General features: G+C 35.6%; 23 protein-coding genes. 20 read left to right on the top strand and 3 right to left on the bottom strand.

The genetic code is table 11. The features are described from left to right. Positions 1-6: 6 nt before the first annotated feature. Positions 7-660, bottom strand: coding sequence for a ComF family protein (locus ACWPWS_RS16835; protein WP_454047293.1), 654 nt, complete (start codon positions 658-660; stop codon positions 7-9). A gap of 459 nt (positions 661-1,119) precedes the next feature. Beyond that, positions 1,120-2,598 carry a helix-turn-helix domain-containing protein gene (locus ACWPWS_RS16830; RefSeq protein ID WP_454047292.1) on the bottom strand — a complete coding sequence of 493 codons (1,479 nt, stop codon included), beginning with the start codon at positions 2,596-2,598 and terminating at the stop codon, positions 1,120-1,122. A gap of 126 nt (positions 2,599-2,724) precedes the next feature. On the opposite strand from ACWPWS_RS16830, the gene aceB reads away from it, so the two are divergent. The 11 genes from aceB (at position 2,725) to ACWPWS_RS16775 (ending at position 13,253) form a co-directional block, all read left to right on the top strand. After that, complete coding sequence (aceB, locus tag ACWPWS_RS16825) at positions 2,725-4,299, top strand: malate synthase A (protein WP_454047291.1); 1,575 nt, start codon at positions 2,725-2,727, stop codon at positions 4,297-4,299. Between the two features lie 114 nt (positions 4,300-4,413). Next, positions 4,414-5,694 (top strand): isocitrate lyase, encoded by a 1,281-nt coding sequence (gene aceA / locus ACWPWS_RS16820; protein WP_454047290.1) that lies wholly within the window; start codon positions 4,414-4,416, stop codon positions 5,692-5,694. Positions 5,695-5,872: 178 nt separating this feature from the next. Further along, positions 5,873-6,442, top strand: coding sequence for an OmpH family outer membrane protein (locus ACWPWS_RS16815; protein ID WP_209787461.1), 570 nt, complete (start codon positions 5,873-5,875; stop codon positions 6,440-6,442). A 129-nt stretch (positions 6,443-6,571) separates the two neighbouring features. Further along, on the top strand, positions 6,572-6,958 hold the full coding sequence (locus ACWPWS_RS16810; RefSeq protein ID WP_454047289.1) for an acyl-CoA thioesterase: 387 nt from the start codon (positions 6,572-6,574) through the stop codon (positions 6,956-6,958). Positions 6,959-6,990: 32 nt separating this feature from the next. Continuing rightward, positions 6,991-8,157 (top strand): hypothetical protein, encoded by a 1,167-nt coding sequence (locus tag ACWPWS_RS16805; protein WP_454047288.1) that lies wholly within the window; start codon positions 6,991-6,993, stop codon positions 8,155-8,157. Between the two features lie 32 nt (positions 8,158-8,189). Further along, positions 8,190-8,570, top strand: a complete 381-nt coding sequence (locus tag ACWPWS_RS16800) for a hypothetical protein (protein ID WP_454047287.1) — start codon at positions 8,190-8,192, stop codon at positions 8,568-8,570. Positions 8,571-8,649: 79 nt separating this feature from the next. Next, positions 8,650-10,092, top strand: coding sequence for a serine hydrolase (locus ACWPWS_RS16795; RefSeq protein ID WP_454047286.1), 1,443 nt, complete (start codon positions 8,650-8,652; stop codon positions 10,090-10,092). Positions 10,093-10,164: 72 nt separating this feature from the next. Beyond that, the gene (locus ACWPWS_RS16790; protein ID WP_047097353.1) at positions 10,165-10,611 is read left to right on the top strand and encodes a 6-pyruvoyl trahydropterin synthase family protein; all 447 of its coding nucleotides are present in this window, start codon (positions 10,165-10,167) and stop codon (positions 10,609-10,611) included. Between the two features lie 23 nt (positions 10,612-10,634). After that, the gene (locus tag ACWPWS_RS16785) at positions 10,635-11,405 is read left to right on the top strand and encodes a UDP-2,3-diacylglucosamine diphosphatase (RefSeq protein WP_454047285.1); all 771 of its coding nucleotides are present in this window, start codon (positions 10,635-10,637) and stop codon (positions 11,403-11,405) included. Between the two features lie 196 nt (positions 11,406-11,601). Then, the gene (locus ACWPWS_RS16780; RefSeq protein ID WP_454047284.1) at positions 11,602-12,594 is read left to right on the top strand and encodes a LuxE/PaaK family acyltransferase; all 993 of its coding nucleotides are present in this window, start codon (positions 11,602-11,604) and stop codon (positions 12,592-12,594) included. A 113-nt stretch (positions 12,595-12,707) separates the two neighbouring features. Next, positions 12,708-13,253, top strand: a complete 546-nt coding sequence (locus ACWPWS_RS16775; protein ID WP_454047283.1) for a hypothetical protein — start codon at positions 12,708-12,710, stop codon at positions 13,251-13,253. A 263-nt stretch (positions 13,254-13,516) separates the two neighbouring features. Here the strand turns inward: ACWPWS_RS16775 and aqpZ are convergent, their stop codons facing one another. After that, positions 13,517-14,233, bottom strand: coding sequence for an aquaporin Z (aqpZ, locus tag ACWPWS_RS16770; protein WP_105681808.1), 717 nt, complete (start codon positions 14,231-14,233; stop codon positions 13,517-13,519). Between the two features lie 219 nt (positions 14,234-14,452). On the opposite strand from aqpZ, the gene ACWPWS_RS16765 reads away from it, so the two are divergent. The 9 genes from ACWPWS_RS16765 to ACWPWS_RS16725 all read left to right on the top strand — a co-directional run bounded on the left by ACWPWS_RS16765 (position 14,453) and on the right by ACWPWS_RS16725 (position 23,401). Beyond that, entirely contained in the window at positions 14,453-15,073 is a 621-nt protein-coding gene (locus ACWPWS_RS16765) for a DUF5715 family protein (protein ID WP_454047282.1), read from the top strand. 62 nt (positions 15,074-15,135) lie between these two features. Next, on the top strand, positions 15,136-15,915 hold the full coding sequence (locus ACWPWS_RS16760) for a hypothetical protein (protein ID WP_245169841.1): 780 nt from the start codon (positions 15,136-15,138) through the stop codon (positions 15,913-15,915). A gap of 17 nt (positions 15,916-15,932) precedes the next feature. After that, on the top strand, positions 15,933-16,556 hold the full coding sequence (locus tag ACWPWS_RS16755) for a hypothetical protein (RefSeq protein ID WP_209787486.1): 624 nt from the start codon (positions 15,933-15,935) through the stop codon (positions 16,554-16,556). 200 nt (positions 16,557-16,756) lie between these two features. Beyond that, positions 16,757-17,338, top strand: a complete 582-nt coding sequence (locus tag ACWPWS_RS16750) for a sensor histidine kinase (protein WP_245169842.1) — start codon at positions 16,757-16,759, stop codon at positions 17,336-17,338. After that, positions 17,307-17,984 carry a response regulator transcription factor gene (locus tag ACWPWS_RS16745; protein ID WP_454047281.1) on the top strand — a complete coding sequence of 226 codons (678 nt, stop codon included), beginning with the start codon at positions 17,307-17,309 and terminating at the stop codon, positions 17,982-17,984. Before ACWPWS_RS16750 ends, ACWPWS_RS16745 begins: the two co-directional genes overlap by 32 nt. A 150-nt stretch (positions 17,985-18,134) precedes the next feature. Then, the gene (locus ACWPWS_RS16740) at positions 18,135-19,487 is read left to right on the top strand and encodes a T6SS phospholipase effector Tle1-like catalytic domain-containing protein (protein WP_454047280.1); all 1,353 of its coding nucleotides are present in this window, start codon (positions 18,135-18,137) and stop codon (positions 19,485-19,487) included. Positions 19,488-19,798: 311 nt separating this feature from the next. Beyond that, a complete protein-coding gene (locus tag ACWPWS_RS16735; protein ID WP_454047279.1) occupies positions 19,799-20,461 on the top strand; it encodes a GLPGLI family protein in 663 nt (220 codons plus the stop codon). 510 nt (positions 20,462-20,971) lie between these two features. Continuing rightward, complete coding sequence (locus ACWPWS_RS16730) at positions 20,972-22,897, top strand: ABC-F family ATP-binding cassette domain-containing protein (protein WP_454047278.1); 1,926 nt, start codon at positions 20,972-20,974, stop codon at positions 22,895-22,897. A gap of 147 nt (positions 22,898-23,044) precedes the next feature. After that, a complete protein-coding gene (locus tag ACWPWS_RS16725; RefSeq protein WP_454047277.1) occupies positions 23,045-23,401 on the top strand; it encodes a hypothetical protein in 357 nt (118 codons plus the stop codon). The last annotated feature ends 192 nt before the right edge of the window (positions 23,402-23,593 follow it).

Raw genomic sequence — 23,593 nt, 5'->3', positions numbered from 1 at the left:
CCCGCATCAAACATCCACAGCCATTACCAAAACACTCACTTTATTATTTCCTGCATTGAGAATCTCCCATGCTATAGACGAAACCGTATTTCCTGTAGTGAAAACATCATCAATCAAAAGAATATGCTTTCCGGTAATAGGTTGAGTGATGGAGAATGTATGGACAGATTCCAGCCTGTGTTGCTTATCCTTTAAAGCCTGTGCTTTTGAATAATGATTTCTTTTAATGAGTTGATGATTAAAAGGAATGTTGTAAAATGAAGATAAAGTTTCTGTGAATAAATGAAGTTGATTGTATCCGCGTTCCTTAAGTTTCTTGGGGTGAAGGGGCACGCTCACCAATAAATCAGGTTTTTCATCCTTGAATTTCAGGCGTTCGATAGTCCAGTCTGCAAGAATTTTTCCTGCCTTTTCCCTGCTTCTGTACTTTAGCTCATGAACAATCTGCCGGCTTAAGCCTTTCTCTTCAAACTTTATTAAAGCAAATGCGTTTTCAACCGGAAAAAATAAACTGCATTTTTCTTTGATCGGAGTATTTTCGAAATAATCATAATGGGTAAAATGAATCTGGGTAAGGCAAAGATCACATATCAAAAGTTCAGGATCAATGATTCTGTTGCAATGGATGCAACGGTTCGGAAACAATAAGTCTAATATCATAAGTGTGTTTTCACTAAGATAGGAAATAAAAGTCAATTAAGTCAATGGTGAATTTTACTTCGTAAGTGAATTGAAGGCGGAAAAGTTCATAAACGAATATTTCATAACAGTATTAAAAATTCACAAGCGAAGCGAATTGACGATTCACTATTCATCATTTAGTTTTGTATTGGCACTAATCAACTTTTGCTTCCCGAATGTAATAGTGAATAATTATTAAGGCTAATGTTCGCAATGTTTATTAATCTACCCCATTTATTTGTTCGCAAAGGCATTTCATTAAGCAGGTGGGCAGACTTTTCTTTGCTGAGTGAAACGCCCTAGCGCCCGAAAAAACTATAAAATATTAGAAAAACTTTGCGAACTCTGCGTTTAAGATTGAATCATATATTCCAAACCGAAAAAATTCACAAGCGAAGCGAATTGACGATTCACCATTCACCATTCATCCTTCACCCTTTAATTCTCAAACCTCTTCCTGATCTTCTCCACAGAGCTTTTCATACTCAGGTTAAAATGTTCCTTTTCCAGCCTTACCGGAGGCGCTTGTCTTACTTCACAATCGGCAATACTGCATGATTCACAGGTAACACCTACATTGATCGTTTTTAAAGAAGGAGACTTGATGAAACCTATTTTTTTGATCGTCTGAGTATTCAATAAAATCCCCAGACAATAACTCCTGTTGCTTCCATCCGAAAAAGGATTTCTCTGTGAGGTGGAAATAACCAGATAACTTATTCCCTGGTCTTTATAATGTGAGATCTGAGCATCTGTCAGGGTTTCATTTTCTTTTAAATCATCAAGATTTTTCACGGCAATCCATCTCCTGCAATAATGTTCGTTCATTGCGTTGGCATGAGGAGCTTGCTGATGGTTCAGGTGGAGCTCTTTTAAAATCTGAATTTTATCTGAATTTTTCTTTTTTACCAGACATAAGTAAAACAGATCTTTGATTCCCATTTCAGCCGAAAGAATATTGGTAAGCCGGTAATAAAAAGTTTCAGGAGAGCGGGTAAAGCTGTTGATAAGATTCTCGAAATGGTTAGGTTCCCATGTATTTTGCTGAAAGAATTCGGAAGTTTTTTCAATAACGGGTTGTTTTGAAATTAGCAGAGCTCCTGCGAAATAAGAAGCATAAAAGTTATTCAGAATTTCTTCAAAACTACCGAAATCAAGCCAGGAATAAGTGTTCGGACGGATCTTTAATTCCAGAACATTGAATCCAATTTCTTTTGCAAGGATAAAAGTTTTCTGATCCTTCTCTAGTTTTTGGTTCAATAGCAATAGTTTTTTCTCCGGAATAAAAAGTGACCGGAGATTATCCAGCGTTCCGTATTTTTCAAAATCTTCAGATTGAATGGTATAACTGAACTTTTCTATAAGAATTTTTTCCAGCACTTCAGATTTTAAATTTTTTCCGATTTGTAACTGGTTTTCCAGGATAAATACCCTTACTTTTTCCTCAATTTCCGGGAAATAATTATCGTACAACTCCTGGAATGATCTTAATACCGCAAAATAAAACCTTTCCTTTCCCAAATTATAATTCTGGGAAATTTCAATCAGCGCATTGATAAAAGCAGTTACTTTTTTAGGAGCATCACTGATAATGCTGATCAGATTGTTTTTATTGATCCCAAACAGTTCCAACGGAACTTCTTTAAAGAAATCAGACTGCAGAATTTCATTGAAAGGAGCAAGACTTTTATCAAGCTTGGTGGAAACCAGATCATCAAAAGTACAACTCAAAGCATCAGAAAGCTGAATGATTTTATCATGCTTGGGATATTTTTTTCCGTTTTCAATCTCGTTGAGGTAAGATTTTGATAATCCCGTCTTTACAGCAAGATCCTGCAGAGACCAGTTTTTCTTTTGTCTCTGCTGTTTCAGTTTTAGCCCGAAAACTGTTTTGATAAAGTCGCTTTCTGAATTCATTACTCAAATATAAATAAATAGATGCGATTATTCGCATAATAAATTTTAAATAAATTTAGCGAACGTTCGCTATTTGTGAAAATTTTTATTTATGTTTGTAACATCAAATCACAAAATCAATAAGTTATGGAAACTAAGACTCAATTAGAAATTAAGGCGCAGAAGCAGTTTGAGGAAATATTTACTCCTGATTTGGTAGATTTTCTGATTGCACTCCATCAGAATTTCAATCATAGAAGACTTGAACTTTTAGAAGAAAGAAAAAATATACAGGAGCATCTTGATGAAGGAAAACTTCCTGAATTCTTAAAAGAAACAGCAGAAATCCGAAACGGAAATTGGGTATGTGCTCCGCTTCCTGACGATATGCTGGACAGGAGAGTAGAAATTACAGGACCGGTGGACCGTAAGATGATTATCAATGCCCTGAATTCCGGAGCGTCTACATTTATGGCTGATTTCGAAGACAGCACTTCGCCGGTATGGGAAAACTGTATTCAGGGACAGATTAATCTTTCTGATGCGATTAACCGGACTATTGATTTTGTCAACGAAAAAGGAAAAGCGTATACTCTTCATGAAAAAACTGCGGTTTTACAGGTTCGTCCACGCGGTCTTCATCTTCCGGAGAAGCATATTGAAATCAATGGAGAGAAAACTTCCGGTTCACTGATTGATTTTGGAATGTATTTTTTCAGAAATGCAACACCGCTTTTGGAAAAAGGAAGTGCCCCTTATTTTTATCTTCCAAAATTGGAACATTATAAAGAAGCACGCTGGTGGAATGAGGTTTTTGTTTTTGCCCAAAACTATCTGGGAATTCCGGAAGGAACTATTAAAGCCACTGTTTTAATTGAAACCATTACTGCCTCATTTCAGATTGATGAAATTTTATTTGAATTAAAAGAACACAGTGCAGGGCTGAATTGTGGCAGATGGGATTATATTTTCTCTTACATTAAAAAGTTCAGAAATCTTCCTGAATTTATTGTTCCGGACAGAGATCAGGTGACCATGAGTTCTCCTTTTATGAGTGCTTATTCAAAAAGAGTGATAGAAATATGTCATAAAAGAAATGTACATGCTATCGGTGGAATGGCCGCGCAGATTCCTGTAAAAGATAATGATGAAGCTAATAATACCGCTTTTGAGAAAGTAAGAAATGATAAAGAACGGGAAGTAAAAAATGGTCATGACGGAACCTGGGTGGCACATCCGGCATTAGTGACTGTCGCTAAAGAAATTTTTGACCAATATATGCCTTCCAAAAATCAGATCGAGAAAAAATTTGAATACCATATAACGGAAAGCGACCTGTTGGAAATTCCCAAAGGAGAGATCACAGAGAAAGGCGTCCGAAAAAATATCAATGTAGGAATTCTTTACCTTGAAAGCTGGCTGATGGGAACGGGTGCTGCCGCCATTTATAATCTGATGGAAGATGCTGCTACTGCTGAGATTTCAAGAACCCAGATCTGGCAATGGCTAAAAAACGAAGCGGTACTGAGTGATGACAGAACATTAACCCGAAGTATGATTTTGCAGTGGGAAAAAGAAGAAATGGACAATATTGAAAAGTATGTGGGGGAATTTCGTTTCCAAAACGGGAAATTTAATCTTGCCAAAGAACTTTTCAATGAATTGATTTTTTCTGAAAAATTTGAAGAATTTCTGACCCTTAAAGCATATCCTTTTATTTAGTTGAAGAGATTCGAGTTAGAGAGTGGTAGAGTCTGAAAGTTTGAACTTTATATCCCGCATCTTGTACCCCGAACCTCGCATCCAAAAAACCTAATCAAACAAAATCCAAATATTATGAAAACAAGACAAGAACAAATCCAGGCTATTGAACAAGATTGGCTGACAAATCCACGCTGGAATGGGGTGAAAAGACCTTATACGGCAGAAGAAGTTTTGAAACTTCGCGGATCTTATACCATAGATTACACAATTGCTACAGAAATGTCCAAAAAATTCTGGGATAAATTAAATACCCAGGATTATGTGGCAGGACTTGGCGCATTGACAGGCAATCAGGCAGTACAGGAGGTAGATGCCGGATTGGAAGCTATTTATCTTTCAGGCTGGCAGGTAGCTGCAGATGCTAACTTATCAGGTGAAATGTATCCCGATCAGTCATTGTATCCTGCCAATTCAGTGCCTTCTGTTGTGAAGAAAATAAATAATGCTTTATTGAGAGCAGATCAGGTACAGTCTGTGAGCGGAACAGGAAATAAAGAATATCTGGTACCTATTATTGCAGACGCAGAAGCAGGTTTTGGAGGAAACCTGAATGCTTTTGAACTGATGAAACAAATGATTGAAGCCGGTGCAGCAGCCGTTCATTTTGAAGATCAGCTTTCTTCCGCAAAAAAATGTGGACACCTTGGAGGAAAAGTATTAGTACCCACTCAGGAAGCTATAAATAAACTGATTGCTGCTCGTCTGGCCTCTGATGTACTGGGAGTTCCGAGCCTTATTATTGCAAGAACAGATGCGGATGCTGCAGATTTACTGACTTCTGATATTGATGACAGAGATAAAAAATTTGTAACAGGAGAAAGAACTTCCGAAGGGTTTTATGTAGTGAAAAACGGAGTAGAACAGGGGATTGACAGAGGTTTGTCCTATGCTCCGTATGCAGACCTGATCTGGATGGAAACCTCAAATCCTGATCTGGAGCAGGCAAGAAGATTTGCAGAAGGAATTCATGCAAAATTCCCAGGAAAAATGTTGGCTTACAACTGTTCTCCTTCATTTAACTGGGCTGCAAGGCTGAGCGTAGAAGAAATGTCTACTTTCCGTGAGGAACTGGCTAAAATGGGATATAAATTTCAGTTTATTACGCTGGCAGGATTCCATGCGCTGAATACAGCTATGTTTGAACTGGCATTAGCATATAAAGAAAGAGGAATGGCGGGATATTCAGAGCTTCAGGAGCGTGAGTTTGCATTACAGCAGAAAGGATTCAGAGCAGTGAAGCATCAGTCTTTTGTAGGAACAGGGTATTTTGATGAAATACAGAATATTGTTACCAATGGCTCTTCAGCCACCGTAGCGATGAAAGATTCTACAGAAACCGCACAATTCCATTAGTCATTTTTTCCATATTTTTTTGATGTTAAACCTTCTCTGTTGTGGGAAGGTTTTTCTGTATTGATGGTGATTAAGTTAGGTTTTAAGTCTCATTCGGGGAATGAAATGATAAATGAAAAATCCCCATGATAAATAATGAAAATTTGAATTATATTTGAGGACGAAAAAAATATTAAAAATGAATTTAATCAAAGTACTTTTTATTACATTAGGATTAACACTTACTGCAAATGCTGCGAAAGCCCAACAGAAGATTGGAAGCGTGAATACTGATGAAATTTTTGCAAGTTTACCCGAAGCAAAAACTATAGGTACCACTATTGATAATTTAACTAAAACCAAGCAGACTGAAATTGAAAAACTGATTACTGAATATCAGAACAAACTGAAAGCGGCAAAAGATAAAGAGAAAACTCTGAGTGAAGCTAATAAAGAAGCGGTGACTAAAGAACTTATCGCTGCACAAACAGAACTGCAAGGTATTGGTAAGAAAATAGAAGAGGCCAGAGCACAGGCAGGTAAAGATATTGCTGCTAAACAAAGTGAATTGCTGACTCCTCTACAGCAAAAAGTAAGATCTGCTATTTCCTCTGCTGCCAAAGAAAGAGGCCTGAATTATATATTTGATGTGGCATCACAGGAATCTAATAATCTTGTTTACAACGATGGAAGTGAGGATATCACTGCTCTTGTGAAAAGTAAATTAGGAGCTACAGCAGCGCCTGCAAAACCTGCGGGGAAAAAATAAGAATTTCATTATACTGAATATTGTAACGGAATCATAACGTATGATTCCGTTTTTTTATGCACAAAAGTGTAGAGCCGGATGAAGACAGTTCTGTTTTAAAATGATAAATTTGAGTAAACTTTCAGGAGAATGAACTTAATGTACGAAAAACAGATACGAGTAACAGAAGAACATATTGATCAGAATAACCATGTGAATAATGTACAGTATGTGCACTGGGTGGAAGAAGTAGCCGCTGAGCACTGGGATCTTTTAAAACATAAAACCGAATATATCAACGATGCCTGGATGCTTCTGGATCATCATATTCAATATAAAAAGCAGGTTTATCTGAATGATATCATCACGGTAAGAACTTATCCCATGACTCCTGAGGGAGCCAGGCAGCCAAGGAAAGTTGAATTTTATTGCAATGATGAACTTGTAGTAGCCTCCAGTACACTCTGGATTTTGTTTGATCCTGAAACCAAGAAGATCAAACGTCTGGATCATGACTGGCTGGAAAAGTTTTTTTAGCAGTAAAAGATTAATTCAAAAACTAAATACACATGAAGCTCTTATATTCACTGGCACTACTGTTGGTAAGCATGGCTGGTTATAGTCAGGAAAATCCCTACTGGTTTACCGATGATATTAAAAAGAAGGTGGCAGACTCCACTCAAAGTCAGTCATGGAGAAGCCAGATGGCAGCAACGTATTATTCAATAGGCGGACAATATAAACCTGCACTGGAAAGTTGGGATATGACTTTTGGAAGGGTTAAAAAACTAAGTGCCACAGATAGCTTGAAGTTTACAAAATTAAATCCTGTTAAAGCAAAAGATTATATTTTGGAGAAAGCAGTCCATGAACAGATTGTTATCATTAATGAAGCTCATCACAATGCAAGCCACAGAAACTTTGCCTCTTCTTTACTTCAGGGTTTATATGACAGAGGATATCGGTATTTAGGAATTGAAACATTGGCGAATGACTCTTTAAACAGCAAAAAGTTTGCAACCCTCAGCAGTGGATATTATTCCAAAGAACCGGAATTTGGGAATTTTATTTATAATGCTCTGAAAATTGGGTTTACCCTTTTTCCATACGAGGCTGAAGGAAATAATAAAGAAAGGGAAATTGGAGAAGCACAAAATATCTTCAATTTTATGCAGAAAAATAAAGACGGGAAATATCTGATCTATTGCGGATATCAACATGCTTATGAAGGAATTCATAAATCATGGGAGAAAACAATGGCAGGAAGGCTTTCGGATTTAACAGGGATTAATCCGTTTACCATTGATCAGACTCAGTTTTCAGAAAAAGGCAATCTGAAGTATAATGAACCGCTTTTAAAATTGGTACGTAATACTGTTCCTGTTGTTTTAAAAGATGAAAACCAGGAAATATATAATGGTGAAGACAAAGATTTGTATACCGATATTAAAATCATTCATCCCGTTACACAATATAGTAAAGGCAGACCAGATTGGATGCTGAATAAAAACAGAAAATTTTATAAGATTCCGGTTTCTAAAGTTTCCAGCTATCCGGCTTTGGTGTTAGCATACAGAAAAGGAGAGTTTGAAAAAGAAGGAATTCCCGCTGATATCATTGAGCTTAATACTTCCAAAGACAACCGTTTTTTAATTCTGGATAAAGGAATTTATGATATTGTGATTAAAGACAGAGAGTACAAAATCATTAACAGATTTGAAAAAACGATAAAATAATATTTGAAATAGCTTGGTAGAAAAACGAGGTAATGAAAAGTAAGTTAAGAAAAATAACCATCAATGCTGTAGAATACTTGTATTCAGTTTCTGACCAATATCATTCCGAAACTAAAACTAATACTTTGACTGTAAAAGTTTTTTTTAAGGGACAAAAACAAACTCCTTTGATCATCAAATGTATGACTGTGGATGATTATATTATGGGACAGCCTTTAAAATCAGGGGTGAAGCTGAAGAATAAAATCACGTGTTCAGAAGATGATGTAAATCTCAATAAGCCACAATACATCAAACAGTTTATTTTATTGGGATTACAAAAAGGATGGTCGGGCTTCAATTCAATGGAAATACAAAACGGATTTGATTATTTGAATGAATTAGGTTTTGAAACAGACCTGTTAAAACCATAAACTCCAGATAACTTTTTCCTAATGTAATATAATAAGAAACACAGTTGTTTTAATAAGGAAACATCAAACAAACATCTCCATGAAATCATCTGTTTTAACTCTATTATTTTCAAGTTTTTTCTTTACGGGTTACAGCCAGACGGCAGAACAGTCAAAAGCTATTGATAACTATATAAAAAAGGTTATTCAAATCAATGAAATACCGGGAATAGCCATAGGAATCGTAACCGATAATAAAGTAACTTTTCAGAAATATTATGGAACAGAAACGCTGGAAAGTGATAAAAAAGTAGATTCCCATTCCATGTTCAGGGTATATTCTACTACAAAGCTGATGTCAAATATTGGCCTTTTTCAGCTTGTTGAACAAGGGAAAGTATCCCTGGAAGATAAAATTTCAAAATATATTGACAATGTACCAACAGACTGGCAAAATGTTCAGGTAAAAAATCTTGTTTCTCATTCTTCAGGACTGCCGGATTGGATTCGTTTCAGTGATATTTCCATAGATGCTCCCAATGCTGAAGTTATTGAGCGGTTATCAAAAGAAAAAATTGAATTTGAAACAGGGAGTGATTATAGATACAATCAGACAAATTACATGCTGATCGCCATGATTATTGAAAAAATAACGGGTGAGAAATTTGAAGACTATATCACAAAAAATCAGTTTTCAGACTCCCGACATCAAGTGGTATTCTCCTCTGATTCTATGGAGAAAATTCCGAACAGAATTGTAAAGTATATCTACAACAATGATACCCATCACTATGATAAATCCACCTTTGTGGAAGGAAGAAGAGCTCACTCTGCCAATGGATTGGCTATCACGCTGCCTGCTTTTTTAGAATGGAGTATCCATCTTAGTAAGAATGATTTCCTGAAATCTTCCACACAAGACCTGATGTGGAAACCTTTTGAATATAAAAATAAAGATATCAAATTTACCCACGGTTGGGATATGTCAACTTTTAATAACATAAAATCATATCATTTTTCAGGTGGAAATGTTAGTGCATACAGAATTTATCCGGACCAGAATATGTCTATCGTGTTGATGTCCAGTGGATATAAAACCTTTCCGGTTTTTTATACCATGGTCAACCAGATTGCAGGCATCATGGATAAACAGTTGCTGAACCCATATACGCTGGCAGAGGAATATACAAGAACCGAATCTTTTGTTTATCCCGGGCGTAAAAAAGAAATTTACGGGTATCGAAAAGAAAAAGACATTGTTATTTTTTCCTATCAGTTTCCTGAAAAACAAAGCACAGAGCTGATCAAGAATATTTCAGTGGCAGGCTCCTTTAATGACTGGAATCCTGAGGATAAAGTATTTCAGATGAGTCTGAAAAATAATAATACTTTTGAACTCTCAATCCCAAAATCTCAGTTCGAAAAAGGAAAGACTTACCAGTTTAAATTTATAATGAATAAAAACGGTTGGCTTTCTGTACCTTCCAATGCAATCAATGTGGATGGATCTCAGGATAATAATTTAACGTTAAAAATTGATTAAAAAGAATAGGTAAAATCGTTGTAATAGAAACAGTCTCTTCTGTATTAAGCTGTTTTATCATATCTTTGTACTATGATACGTATTACAAAAATTTTTACATTCGAAACGGCTCACGTACTTTACAACTACGATGGGAAGTGTAAAAATATGCATGGACATTCTTATAAGCTGTTTGTAACAGTGAAAGGAAAACCGATCAATGATATTGAAAATCCTAAAAATGGAATGGTGGTAGATTTCGGAGATATTAAAAGTATCGTAAAGTCTGAAATCGTAGATGTATGGGACCATGCGGTTCTTGTTAATGCCCTGTCTCCTCACAAAGAATTAGGAGATGATCTTGAGCAGAAGGGACATAAAGTAATCTATTGCAGCTTCCAGCCAACCTGTGAAAACATGTTATATGCCATTGCTGCTAAAATCAAATCAAGACTTCCTGAAGGAATTTCTTTAGCTTATCTTAAGCTTCATGAGACAGAAAACTCTTATGGAGAATGGTTTGCAGAAGATAATCAATAATTTTATCCCACAAAACTCAGAAAGTGCTAAAAACAACAATTAATTTAGAGCCTGGAAAAAAAGTATACTTTGCTTCGGATCAGCATTTTGGAGCTCCTACACCCAAGGAAAGTAAGGTGCGTGAGGAGAAGTTCATACGCTGGATGGACGAGATCAAAGAAGATGCTCAGGTTTTATTTTTAATGGGTGACCTTTTTGATTTCTGGCACGAATGGAGGCATGTTATTCCAAAAGGATACGTGCGCGTGCTTGGAAAAATTGCAGAACTTAAAGATCGGGGAATTCATATTTATTTCTTTGTCGGAAACCATGATCTTTGGATGAAAGACTATCTGGAAGAAGAGATTGGGTGCACGGTATTCTACCAGAAACAATATTTTGAAATGGGAGGGAAGCAGTTCCTGCTGGCTCATGGAGATGGATTAGGGCCTGGAGACAAAGGATATAAAAGAATGAAAAAACTATTCACAAACCCTGTGGCTCAATGGTTCTTCAAATGGCTTCATCCGGATATTGCAATGAAAATTGCTTTATATATGTCCCAAAAAAATAAAATGATCTCCGGAGAAGAAGACAAAGCATTCCTTGGAGAAGATAAAGAATTTCTGATTATTTATTCCAAAGAAAAGCTGAAAACGCAGAAGATTGATTACTTTATCTACGGACACAGGCATTTACCAATGGTGCTGGATCTGGAACAGAATGCAAAATATATCAACCTTGGAGACTGGATTTCCTATTTCACTTATGGGGTTTTTGAAAAGGATTTTGAACTCAGGACTTTTGAAAAATAAAACAAAAAAAATTACCCCTAAAAGAGGTAACTTTCGAACGGGTGGAAAACCCATTCTTGTTTTTAATCCATATTCCGTTTAGATAATTGCAATAAGTCTACCAAAATAGGTTTCATACATTAAAAAATTATTAAATATCAACACATTGCCTTTGTAACTATCTTATAATGAGGTGGTAGCAAGGTTGAAAAAAGTTATGGAATTGAAAAATATATTCAACATACAGACTGAACAGGATTTCCTGAATGCATCATTGAAAACATTTCGTTATCAATATGAAAATGTTGAAATATACAGGAAATTTGTTGATTTTCTGAAGGTTAATCCCGATGAGGTAGACCGTTTGGTAAAGATTCCTTTCCTGCCTATTGAAATGTTTAAAAACCATCAGATCCTGGATAAAAATGCTGCGGCAGATCTTTTCTTTCAGAGTTCAGGAACTACCCAGATGAATCTTTCCAAGCATTTTATAGCAGATCCGTATCTTTATGAAGAGAGCATTTATAAAAGTTTTGAACAGTTTATCGGAAAACCGGAAGACTTTATTTTTCTGGGTTTACTCCCAAGTTATCTTGAGAAACAAAATTCATCACTGATCTATATGGTAGATTATCTGATGAAGAAATCTGCCAAACCGGAAAACGGATATTTCCTTTATAATCATTCCGAACTCTTTGAGCTTTTGAATACACTGCAGGGTAAAAAAGTTATTCTTTTCGGAGTTTCCTTTGCCTTATTAGACTTTCTTGATTACTGTCATTATGAGCAAAGCGAAGAATCTCTAAATTTTCCTGAAAATTTAGTGGTGATAGAAACCGGAGGTATGAAAGGACGAAAGGAAGAAATGACAAAGGATGAATTGTTGAAAATCTTGCAGGAAGGGCTTAAAACAGATAAAATCTATTCTGAATATTCTATGACAGAGTTGCTTTCACAGGCTTATTCCCTTGGAAATAACGAATATGAATGTCCAAACTGGATGAGAATTATGGTTCGGAATGCAGAAGATCCTTTAGCTTACGAAAAAGAAGGACGTACAGGAGCTATTAACATTATTGATCTTGCCAATACCCATTCCTGTTCATTTATTGCCACACAGGATTTAGGAAAAATAGTCGGAGATAAATTTCAGGTACTGGGAAGAATAGACCATTCCGATATCAGAGGATGCAGTCTGCTGGTAAGTTGATGATTTAAACCGAAGAAAGTAATGGTGAATTGTCAATTCGCTTTGCTTGTCAATTTTTGTATTCTGGCATTATCATAAATACATTATACATTTTACTTTGTACAATTATATTCATGCTCAAAATAGAAGAACTTATACATGCCTACATCCATTCACACTGCGATTTTGAAAAAGAAATTGTACTGACGAATTATTTTCAGGCAGATTGGGAAGCGGATATTCTGATCATAGATTCAGATGGGGGAAGTCATGAAATAGAGATCAAACTTTCAAAAAGTGATTTTAAAAATGATTTCAAAAAATCATACCTGAATAAAGATACCGGAGAAAAATTTCTGAAACATGATAAAATTTCCTGTGGAGATTATATGTGTAACGCTTTCAGTTTCTTGCTCCCGATGGGAATGGTAGATGCAGCACTTATCCCTGAACATTGTGGAATCATTGAATTCTATCATAATGTTGATACCTGGGAAACTGAATTTTATCTGATCCGCAACCCTAAACCGCTTCATGAAGATTCTTACTGGAAGCTGAATGATAAAGATCTTTTTATCAGAAAAATGGCTTTGAATCTTCTCCAGCGTAAAATGGAAATCAAAGGAAAACATGAAGAACTGATCTTCAAAAATCCTTTTGAAATCAAAAAACTGAAATAAGATCAAAAAATTTTTTTTAAACTCAAAGTTGAATTTCTTATTGATATGTTTTAAAAGAAGGAATCAATTTCATTGATTCTTACTAAGCAAACATTACAATTAGCTTCATCAGCGAAGTAGTCGTAACCACTTTGCTCCCTTGAATAAAAGCTCTCCTTCATAAAATCTTTGCGTTTACAAAGAATTTCAAAGAATTTATTCAAAATCAGAAAATAAAAATCCTGCCGCCTGACAGGATTTTATAATGGGATATTATTTTAAAACTAATCTGCAATTTCAGCAGTATCTCTCTGAAGTAAGAACTTATAGATCAATCCACCTACAACTCCTCCCAAAATAGGGGCTACCCAGAACAGCCAAAGCTGTGACATAGCAATGCCTCCCATAAAGACTGCCTGAGAAAGTGATCTTGCAGGGTTTACAGAAGTATTCGTAATCGGGATAGAAATCAGGTGAATCAAAGTAAGAGCAAGACCAATGGCGAGACCGGCAAATTTACCGTTAGCCCATTTGTCTGTAGCTCCCATGATTACAATTAGGAAAAAAGCAGTGAGTAAGAACTCAGCAAGAAATGCGGCTCCCATACTGAAAGCTTTTCCATTGTAAACGGCTTCACCGTAAAAGTTTGTGGCAAAATCTCCGGGTTTTGAGAATTCTACCGCTCCGGCACCGTTAAGAATTGTATACAGGCATCCTGCTGCTACAATCGCTCCCAGACACTGGGCTACAATGTAAGGAACAAGGTCTTTTGCAGGAAATCTTCCTCCCGCTAAAAGTCCGAAAGAAACTGCCGGATTAAAATGCCCTCCTGAGATATGGCCTACCGCGTAAGCCATCGTAAGAACAGTAAGACCGAAGGCTAAAGCAACGCCTAAAAGTCCGATGCCGATGTCTGGAACACCAGCTGCGAAAACAGCGCTTCCACATCCTCCGAAAACAAGCCAAAATGTGCCGAAAAATTCAGCGAAAAGTTTTTTTATCATGTTGTTTATTGTTTAAAGTATCTCAAATGTAGAATTTAAATCTTAAAGTAAAAAGCAAAAACTGAAAAAATATTTCAAAAAAGTGGGAACAAAAATTGCAAAATCTGTAATTTGGTGTAAAGTTTGTTTGGGATTTATTTAGAGAGTATTATCGTCAGTTTTGAAAGATATAACATAAATGTTTTATCTTTCATTTGTAATTTTAAAGGATGGTGAATGAGAAAGTTTCTTTGTGTGGTCTTTGTACCTTTTATTTATAGTTTACATTATTCGCAGACAGCTAAAAAAGCTTTCCCCTGCTATGATCTTGCCACTGTATTGAAGGTTGAGCCTACGCCACTTTATAAACCTCATCTTGATGCCTCAAAGAGTTTTGGGGTACAATTGCTGAAAGATTCCAAAACTGTACAGAAATATATCAACAAAGGGAAATTCCACAAAATAAAAAAATCCGGCAAAGGATATCAGGTTCAGAGACTCGATTACAGCAGGCCTTATATGGTATCCAAGGCAAAAACGACTCTTGAGAAAATAGGTTCCAAGTTCAGCAAGGATACAAAAGGTGGTACATTTACTGTTTCCTCCATTACCAGAACCCTTGAAGACCAGTGCAGGCTGAGAAGAGTGAATTCTAATGCCTCTCTGGGGATTAGTTCTCACAACTATGGCAACTCTTTTGACATTTCTTACGTAAGATTCAACAATGTTCTGAAATACAATCCCAAAATGGAAGTGGCTCTGGAGAAAGTTTTAAAGTATTACGAGAAAGCCGGTAGAATATATTACATCAAAGAGAAGCAGCAGAGCTGTTATCATATTACTGTGAAAAATTATTAATTAAAATCCTCTTGCATAGCATATTTAGTTTGTATATTTTTATACGACTAAAAACTATGCTTATGTCAACATTAAACATTGTAGACTATATGCTGCCTGTAGAAGAATGTAGAGCAGCGTCAAACCAGTGGAAAGCATGCCTTTCTGACTTTTCCAAAATTCAAAAACTTATCCCTACCAACTATGTTTTTAATATTTCCAGAGAACACCTTGAATGGATGAAGGAGTTTAAGGATTATAAAGACTTCTGTGCGGCAGTAGGAATTTACAGAGACCGATTGATTCTTATCTTTTATCCTATGAACAATGATGGGGTAAAAATAGATGTAAAAGAATATCCATACAGCTTCCTTACCGAGCTGGAAAAGGATCTGAGACTCCAGGAAATCCAGGAATATACGCTTATTAGAAATGCGGTTCTGTCTAAAGATCTTGAGAGTATGGAAAAAAATGCCAATATGGGACTTCCGGTTTCCAATACCCCAATTCTTGAGCAGGATAAAGCCGTAGATGCTATTGAACGCTGGAGAAATCAAGGGATGGATTGGTTTTATAAAGAGACCAGAGAAAATCAGGGAAGTGGAATTTTCAGAAAATTCTATGTTCCTACAGCAGACCTTTGCCTTTCAGATGATGGTTTAGCAGGTATCACCTGTTCTTTTGGAATCAGATATAATGATATTTACGGGAAAATGTTGGTAACGCTTATTTTTATCTCTTTCCGTGAAAATCTTAGGAATGCAGAACTTGGAGCCGAACCAATTTCCAATACTTACGACTGGGCAAAACCATGTCCGCCTATCTGCCGTATTCCGGATGTAGAAGTTGGAGGTGAATTTTAAAAACGATAAACTAAGGAATGGCTGGACTTTATAAGGCAATTTTATTCCTGAATTATGCACTGCTCCTATCTGTTATACTGCTGGGAGCAGCAAAATACCGCATACTAAATCATAAAGAAAAGCAGTATTTTCATTGTATTGCTTTTCTTTTTTTTATTGAGCTGCTGAATCTTGCGCTGCCTTATATATTCAGATTGAATGATACGTCATTCCTTTATCCTTTATATATTGCAGGAGAATTTTTTCTGCTGACTGGTTTATTTATCAGAAAACTGGACTTACCAAAATCTGTTCTTGGATGTACCGCACTGATCGCGGCAGGTTTTATGATCTCGAAATATGGATTTGATTATCCTGGAAATGCCGATATAGCAAAAGTGGTTTCCAATATTATCATTATCTGTCTTTCCGGATTTACCCTGATCCGTGAGATTAAGAATACATCTTTGCAGAACCGTTTTCTACTTGTAGATGCCAGTATTTTCTTCTATTACTCAGTCTCTGTATTTATCTTTATCATCCAGCATCAGATAGCGAATCTGTCAGAAAACGATTATTATATTATTCTCAGTGCCAATAATATTCTTTCGAGTATTTTGTACTGTTCATTTTTATACACTTTTTTCAAATTAAAGAAGTAACTTTAAATATCAATCTGCTGATCCTTATAATTGTTACCATAACAGTTATAGTATCCTTTATTCTGTTAGCTTACAGAGCTTTTATAACCAGAATAATTAAAGAGAAAAATGTACAGCATGAGGCGGAAGTTCTTCATCAGAAAAAATTAGTACTGGAAAACATCAAAGCCCAGGAAGAAGAAAGAAAAAGAATTGCAGTCATGATTCATGATGATATCGGAAACCGGCTCAATATTCTTTCCTTATGGCTCAATAACCTTGATACCCAGGGTGATGAGCTGATCAAAAAAAATATCTATGGTCAGATGTCTTCCCTGATTGATGCTGCCAGAAGTATTTCCCATTCATTATACCCCGTAAACCTGGAATCAGTGGGACTGGTTTTATACGCTGAAGAATTAATAGCCAACCTTTCCCATAAAATTAATATTTCCCTGCAGGTAATGCCGGGATACGAAAAGAAAGATCTTTTTGTGGAAGTACAGTTGTACAGGATTATTCAGGAGTTTACTACGAATGTAATCAAACACTCGGATGCCACTGATCTTTGGATTTACATTAAGGATTATCCTGAAAATATGGCGGTGGTGATTTCCGACAACGGACAGGGTTTTGAATATGAAGAAGTAAAAAAAGGAATGGGAATTAAAAATATTGAATCCCGCATCCAATCAATGAATGCCACACACAAATGGAAAAAAACATTTTCAAACAAAGGAAGTCGTTTAATCATAAAAATTCCAAAATATCATGAGTTCCCAAATCAAACTAGCACTGATTGATGATGAACAGCTGATCCTCGAAGGGGTAAAAATGTTGCTGTCCAATGAAAAAAATATATCGGTAAGCCTTACCGCGGATAATGGTCCCGATTTTATAGAAGCCCTCGGAAAACTTTCACAAGATGAATTTCCTGATATTGCTCTCGTAGATGTTCAGATGAAACCAATGAACGGTTTTGAACTGGTAGAAATCCTGAAGGAAAAATATCCTGATCTTAAAATTATTATCCTGTCATCCCATTATAAAACCTCTATTCTTGGATATATGGTCAAGCTGGGTGTATCTGCATTTCTTCCAAAAAATTCAAATAAGAAAACCTTCATTGATGCCATTACAATGGTGGATAAAAACGGGGTCTTTTTCACGGCTGAAGACCATCAGATGCTATTTACTTACATGAATAGTTCTGCCAAAAAAAATTCTCTTTTTGAAACAGAAGATGAATTATCCGAAAGAGAAAAAGATGTGGTTAAACTCATCTGTCAGGAATTTACCAACAACGAAATAGGAGAAAAACTTTTTATCAGCCCAAGAACTGTAGAGAGCCATAGGCAGCGTATCCTGGAAAAGATCGGAGCTAAAAATACGGTGGGAATAGTGATCTATGCCATTGTTAATAATATTTACTCTCTTGAAAAAATATAATTTGATTCCGTAGAAATACGGATTTTTTTATTTGGTACTTTTCACTCTAGCTCGCTTTGTTTTTCTTCTGTTATTTTGAAATGTCTCTTTTGGGGATGTTAATTGAAAAAAACACAAACAAGATCTGTAATAAAAAATTAAAGTAAGAACATGAATGGCAGCAGAGTGATTTCCGTCGGGATTTTCTTTGACGGAACAGGAAATAATGGGGTAAATATTCTTTCACCGGATAAACCACTGAATAATAATGAAAGCTATTATGGTACATTTACCAACATCTATAAATTATACAGTTTATTCGCTGGAGATGAAAAAATATATATTGAAGGAATCGGTACTGTAACAGGCAATGAAGATAGTAACTTTGCTATGGCAACCTGTGCAAATCCACCCTATGGAAGAGGATATTCTTCCGATGATAAACTTCAGAAAGCTGGAGATTTTGTGCAGCAGATTGCTTGTGATAAGACAACAGAATATCATTTTTATCTATACGGATTCGGAAGAGGAGGAATGCTGGCAAGAACTTTCTGTAACCAGCTTTTAACATATTATGCGGTGGGAAATTGCAGAATAAAATTTTTGGGCGTCTTTGATACCGTAGAGTCCAAACCTTTTAATACCTATAATATGAAAATGCCTGTACAGGTAGAGAATGCTTTGCATATCTGTGCAGTCAATGAAAGCAGGTTTTTCTTTCCCCTTACCGGTTTTTTTGAAAACTCGGTAATCATGCAGGATCAGAAATCTGAAAATCAGTCATCCGTCTGGAAAGAAATTTTTGTACCCGGAGATCATGCTGATATAGGTGGTGGATATCTGGAAGGACCACAATCTGTTTATATTTCTACAGATTTCATGAATATCGAAGATTTACATCACTACATCTCAGATATCAGAAATGAAAAAACCAATGTTGATGGAAATAAAATCTGGGAGGCATTACTCTCAGAATATAAAATAGAAACGGTTAATGGGCTTTCACAGGCTTATGTGTGCCGTGATAAAGTATACAATGATCTGTCAAAAGTATATGGAAAACTGATGATGGATGAAACCAATGCAAAATCCTTGATCTTTAGTACAGAGAATGAAGCATATTTTGGAACAGATTATAATAAACATTCCTTTCTTAGTCGTTTTTATACCAAAATGAAAGAATATTTGAAAGATCTTTCCATCAACAAAAAACCAATATATGACTTTGGAAGATTTGCAGATTATACCCATATCTCATCAAACTTTGGACTGTACAGTGATAGTTTTCAGTACAGAACTCAGCGGGAAATTAATATTGAGTTGATCAACAACGGACTCAATGTCTCAAGCAGCACCTCTGTAGATGAGGCAAGCCAGACAAGACTTTCTGTAGAACTTCACCTGCCGGAAGACAATTTTGTTGCTGATTTCCTTTATGGGACAAGCGTTCCCAATAATGATATTTGGGTTCGTACCATTTTAAAAACGCCGGCAACTATTATATTAAATGAAATGAAGAATTAGTGCCCAAGCTTCTCAGTTTTAAATTTAGGTTAGGAGACATCTGGTTGGTGTCTCCTTTTTTATGTTTTATATATTACATACAGTGAAGAAAGGCAACAGATGCAAAAGTTGAGGTTAAGTATTTTAAGTGTTTAATTTGCATTAAATGAGTTAGTTAACGTAATTAAATTTTTCTCATTTGATTGATTTATGTTCTTATATTAGCTACTCAAATTTATTACAATCATGAAAAAATTATTATTTATTGCTATGGTTGGTATTGCAGGTTTAGCAAGTGCAAAAGGAAACTTGGATAAAGTAAATGATACATTATGAGTTTTATAAAAAAACAAACTTTAACAATTATATTTTTATTCATTTTCTCTATTTCGCTTTCTCAGACAGCTATGAGTGATTCGTTAAGGGGTGAGTTTACCTACTTACTGCAGTATAAGCCTAATAACCTAAATCGAGATTACGTTATAAAAGAATTATATTCATTACAAATAGCCGATAAACGTTCTTTTTTCAGTAGTGAAAATAAACTGAAATTTGATTCTGCTTTTTCAGCAGCATATAATAAAAAAAGTAATATTATTGATTTAAGTGGTATTCCTGCCTCAAGGTCTAACTTTTTAATTATCCAAACAAATGAAAATTCAGAATTTTACGAATCAGTCGGGATGACTCTGCTATCGTATAATAGTCCGGTAATTCGTAATTGGAAGCTAGTTAATGAGACAAAAGTAATTAACTCTATTAACTGTAAAAAAGCAGAAGTAAATTATAAAGGTAGAGACTGGGTAGCTTGGTATTCAACCGAAATTCCTTTTCCCTATGGTCCATACAAATTCAGTGGCCTCCCCGGATTAATCGTAAAAATAATTGATAAAACGGGAGATTATGATTATGAATTAGTAAAAGCAGTATCTAGTTCTAAATTAAAAGGCAAAACCGTCACAATAAAAAAGTACGATACGAAGGGGCTAAGTTAGTCACACAAAAAGAATTAGCAGATGCAAGAGCAAATTTTAGAGCCAATGCAAAACGTGAGTTAGAAAGTATGGTACTGTATTTTCAGAGGAGCAAAACAGATCAAAAATAAGTGAAGCAGAGAAAAAAGGACATAACCCTATTGAGCTAGAGTAATGAAACGTAATTTATTAATATTTTTGAAGTAGCAGATTTCAGACACACGAATTAAAGCATACTTTAAGCATTGAAATTCAATCTATTTTTTTGATTGAATAAAATAATGAAAATCAATCAATTGATATACGGATCGTTATTTCTTTGTGATTACACTAATGTATATAATAAAAATTTCCTCTCATAATGGAGGAAATTTCTGTTTACTAAAATCTCTTACAGGAACTATACCTGCCTTTTGATTGAGAAAGAAAACAATTCAAAACTGGGCAGTTTTTTTATTTCTGGGCTATTCATTTCTTTTTCCGTATTTTTGCACCCGAAAATTCATTATTCATTACTAATTATTAATTAAGATGCTTTCGGTTCAAAGTTTAGGATTACATCATTCAGGAAATTATTTATTTCAAAATGTCAATTTCACCATTAAAAAGGATGATAAAGTAGGTCTGGTAGGTAAAAATGGAGCGGGTAAATCCACTTTATTAAAAATGCTGTCCGGAGAAATTAATTTCTACGAAGGAGAAGTGGTGACGGAAGGAAGTGTTACCATTGGTTTCCTGAAGCAGGATCTTGATTTTGTAAAAGGAAGAACAGTATGGGCGGAAACCATGCAGGCTTTTGAACAGATTAATGCCTGGAAAGATGAGCTTGAAGAGGTGAATCACCAAATGACTGTCAGAACAGATTATGAAAGCGATTCTTACACGGATCTGATTAATAAAATGACCGAACTGAACGACCTTTTGATGAACCATGATGCCTATAATCTTGAAGGTGACATGGAAAAAGTGTTATTTGGTTTAGGATTTAAAGCAGACGATTTCCAGAAAATCACTGATGAATTTTCCGGAGGATGGAGAATGAGAATCGAATTGGCAAAATTACTTCTTCAGAAGAATGATATTATGCTTCTCGATGAGCCTACCAACCACCTGGATATGGAATCCATCATCTGGTTGGAGAACTTCCTGAAAGACTATCCCGGAGCTATTGTTCTGGTAAGTCACGATAAACAGTTTATGACAGCGGTTTGTAACCGTACTTTTGATATCAACAATAAAAAAGTTGACGATTATAAAGCGAACTATTCCAAATATCTTGTCATGAGAGAAGATCGCCGTGAAAAACTGATTCAGGCTAAAAAGAATCAGGATGCGGAGATCAAGCAGATGGAAGACAATATTAATAAGTTCCGTGCCAGTGCTACCAAAGCCTCTTTTGCACAGTCGCTTATTAAGAAATTAGATAAAATTGAACGTATTGAAGTGGATAACGAGGACGTTTCAAAATTCAATATCCGTTTCGTACAGTCTATGGTTCCGGGGAAAGTAATCTTCGAAGCTGCAAATCTTGGAAAAGCATATGGGCAGAAACAGATTTTTGACAATGTAGATTTTATCGTTCAGAGAGGAGACAGAATTGCTCTTTTAGGACAGAACGGACAAGGAAAAACAACGTTAGCTAAAATTTTAGCAGGAGATATTAAAGATTACTCAGGATCTTGGAATCTTGGTCATAATGTAAACATCGGTTACTTCGCACAGAATCAGGAAGAGGTGTTGACCCCAAATAAAACGGTTCTGGAAGAAGCAGAAGATGCGGCAACAGAAGAAACAAGACCTAGAGTAAGAGACTTATTAGGATCTTTCCTTTTCCAGGGTGATGCCGTTACTAAGAAAACAAAAGTACTTTCCGGAGGAGAAAGAAACCGTCTGGCACTTTGTAAACTATTGCTTCGTCCTTTCAACACGTTGATCATGGATGAACCTACCAATCACCTGGACATCCAGTCTAAGGAAATCATCAAGCTGGCGCTGCAGAATTTTGAAGGAACCCTAATTGTAATCTCGCACGACAGAGAATTCCTTCAGGGACTTTGTGATAAGATCTACGAATTCCGTGATGGGAAAATGAAAGAGTTCCTTGGAGATATCAATGAATATCTTGAATACAGACAAAAAGAAACCATCAGAGAGATTTCTGCAGAAAAGGCGAAACTTCATAGCGAAGTAAAGGTAGAGCCTAAGAAAGTGGAAGAAAAACCTGTGGTAAGCAGTCAGTCTTCAAATATTGTAAGTAAAGAACAAAAAAATATTCAGAATAAAATCAAGAAAGTAGAAGAGAAAATTTCTGAGCTTGAAACAAAAGTAGAAGAAATGGAAGCCTCTTTTGCCAAAGAAAACCCTTCAGATGAAACTTTAGAGCACTATAATAAAGCTAAGGAAGAGCTGGATACTGCTTTGCAGGAATGGGAATATCTTGGAACCCAGCTGGATTAAACGAAATATAAATGCTTCATTAACTAAAAATTATGAAGCATTTTTTTTGTAACAAAATCTTACTCATTTCTACATATTATCAATAGTCATTAAGTAATTTAATAAAACTTTAAGGAAACAATTAAATTATTTTCATAATTTTGAACCATGATTTTTAAAGAAAGCAGAAACCTAAAGAGTTTTATCTCCAAGCTATTGTTTGGAGTATATTTCCTTGCGCTGCTTTCTCAAAGCTTTCACCACCACGATTCAGTAGATTATTTTAAGGCATTTCATCTTAAAAAAGTCGAGAATACGATGACGAAAGCCGTTACTAAAGAGAAAGCTGGCGACTGTCTGGCCTGCCACTTTTTGGTTACCGGACATACATTAGCTCCTGAAGAATTCAATTTTACTTTTGAGCATTACAGCCATGAAGTAGAACAGATCATCGCCATCCAGGAGAAAATCTGGTCACAGACCAAATTCACTTTTCAGCTTCGGGGACCGCCCGCAATTTCATAATTCACAGATTCTATAGGGTTTAAAGTTTGATACTTTAAGTTCAATGTTTAATACTTAAAATTTAAAGTTTTAGGTTCAAGGTTTAATGTTGTTGGGAAACAACTGATAGTTTGTAATTAATATTAAATAATGTCCAGTTACTAGCTTCTCATTTCTAACCTCTAACTTCTCATTAGACATTATACTTTTTAC

This window comes from Chryseobacterium sp. Marseille-Q8038 (genome assembly GCF_965111995.1).
Note: the sequence above shows the minus strand (reverse complement) of the source record. Positions and strands in the feature narration are given on the sequence as shown.

Excerpts from the sequence above, each read along its gene's own strand:
- ACWPWS_RS16780 (WP_454047284.1), top strand. The coding sequence starts at position 11,602 with ATGGAATTGAAAAATATATTCAACATACAGACTGAACAGGATTTCCTG.
- ACWPWS_RS16795 (WP_454047286.1), top strand. The coding sequence starts at position 8,650 with ATGAAATCATCTGTTTTAACTCTATTATTTTCAAGTTTTTTCTTTACG.
- aceA (WP_454047290.1), top strand. The coding sequence starts at position 4,414 with ATGAAAACAAGACAAGAACAAATCCAGGCTATTGAACAAGATTGGCTG.
- ACWPWS_RS16745 (WP_454047281.1), top strand. The coding sequence starts at position 17,307 with ATGAGTTCCCAAATCAAACTAGCACTGATTGATGATGAACAGCTGATC.
- ACWPWS_RS16830 (WP_454047292.1), bottom strand. The coding sequence starts at position 2,598 with ATGAATTCAGAAAGCGACTTTATCAAAACAGTTTTCGGGCTAAAACTG.
- ACWPWS_RS16730 (WP_454047278.1), top strand. The coding sequence starts at position 20,972 with ATGCTTTCGGTTCAAAGTTTAGGATTACATCATTCAGGAAATTATTTA.
- ACWPWS_RS16740 (WP_454047280.1), top strand. The coding sequence starts at position 18,135 with ATGAATGGCAGCAGAGTGATTTCCGTCGGGATTTTCTTTGACGGAACA.
- ACWPWS_RS16805 (WP_454047288.1), top strand. The coding sequence starts at position 6,991 with ATGAAGCTCTTATATTCACTGGCACTACTGTTGGTAAGCATGGCTGGT.
- ACWPWS_RS16725 (WP_454047277.1), top strand. The coding sequence starts at position 23,045 with ATGATTTTTAAAGAAAGCAGAAACCTAAAGAGTTTTATCTCCAAGCTA.
- ACWPWS_RS16835 (WP_454047293.1), bottom strand. The coding sequence starts at position 660 with ATGATATTAGACTTATTGTTTCCGAACCGTTGCATCCATTGCAACAGA.
- aceB (WP_454047291.1), top strand. The coding sequence starts at position 2,725 with ATGGAAACTAAGACTCAATTAGAAATTAAGGCGCAGAAGCAGTTTGAG.
- ACWPWS_RS16810 (WP_454047289.1), top strand. The coding sequence starts at position 6,572 with ATGAACTTAATGTACGAAAAACAGATACGAGTAACAGAAGAACATATT.
- ACWPWS_RS16790 (WP_047097353.1), top strand. The coding sequence starts at position 10,165 with ATGATACGTATTACAAAAATTTTTACATTCGAAACGGCTCACGTACTT.
- ACWPWS_RS16765 (WP_454047282.1), top strand. The coding sequence starts at position 14,453 with ATGAGAAAGTTTCTTTGTGTGGTCTTTGTACCTTTTATTTATAGTTTA.
- ACWPWS_RS16815 (WP_209787461.1), top strand. The coding sequence starts at position 5,873 with ATGAATTTAATCAAAGTACTTTTTATTACATTAGGATTAACACTTACT.
- ACWPWS_RS16800 (WP_454047287.1), top strand. The coding sequence starts at position 8,190 with ATGAAAAGTAAGTTAAGAAAAATAACCATCAATGCTGTAGAATACTTG.
- ACWPWS_RS16775 (WP_454047283.1), top strand. The coding sequence starts at position 12,708 with ATGCTCAAAATAGAAGAACTTATACATGCCTACATCCATTCACACTGC.
- ACWPWS_RS16760 (WP_245169841.1), top strand. The coding sequence starts at position 15,136 with ATGTCAACATTAAACATTGTAGACTATATGCTGCCTGTAGAAGAATGT.
- ACWPWS_RS16750 (WP_245169842.1), top strand. The coding sequence starts at position 16,757 with ATGATTCATGATGATATCGGAAACCGGCTCAATATTCTTTCCTTATGG.
- ACWPWS_RS16735 (WP_454047279.1), top strand. The coding sequence starts at position 19,799 with ATGAGTTTTATAAAAAAACAAACTTTAACAATTATATTTTTATTCATT.
- ACWPWS_RS16755 (WP_209787486.1), top strand. The coding sequence starts at position 15,933 with ATGGCTGGACTTTATAAGGCAATTTTATTCCTGAATTATGCACTGCTC.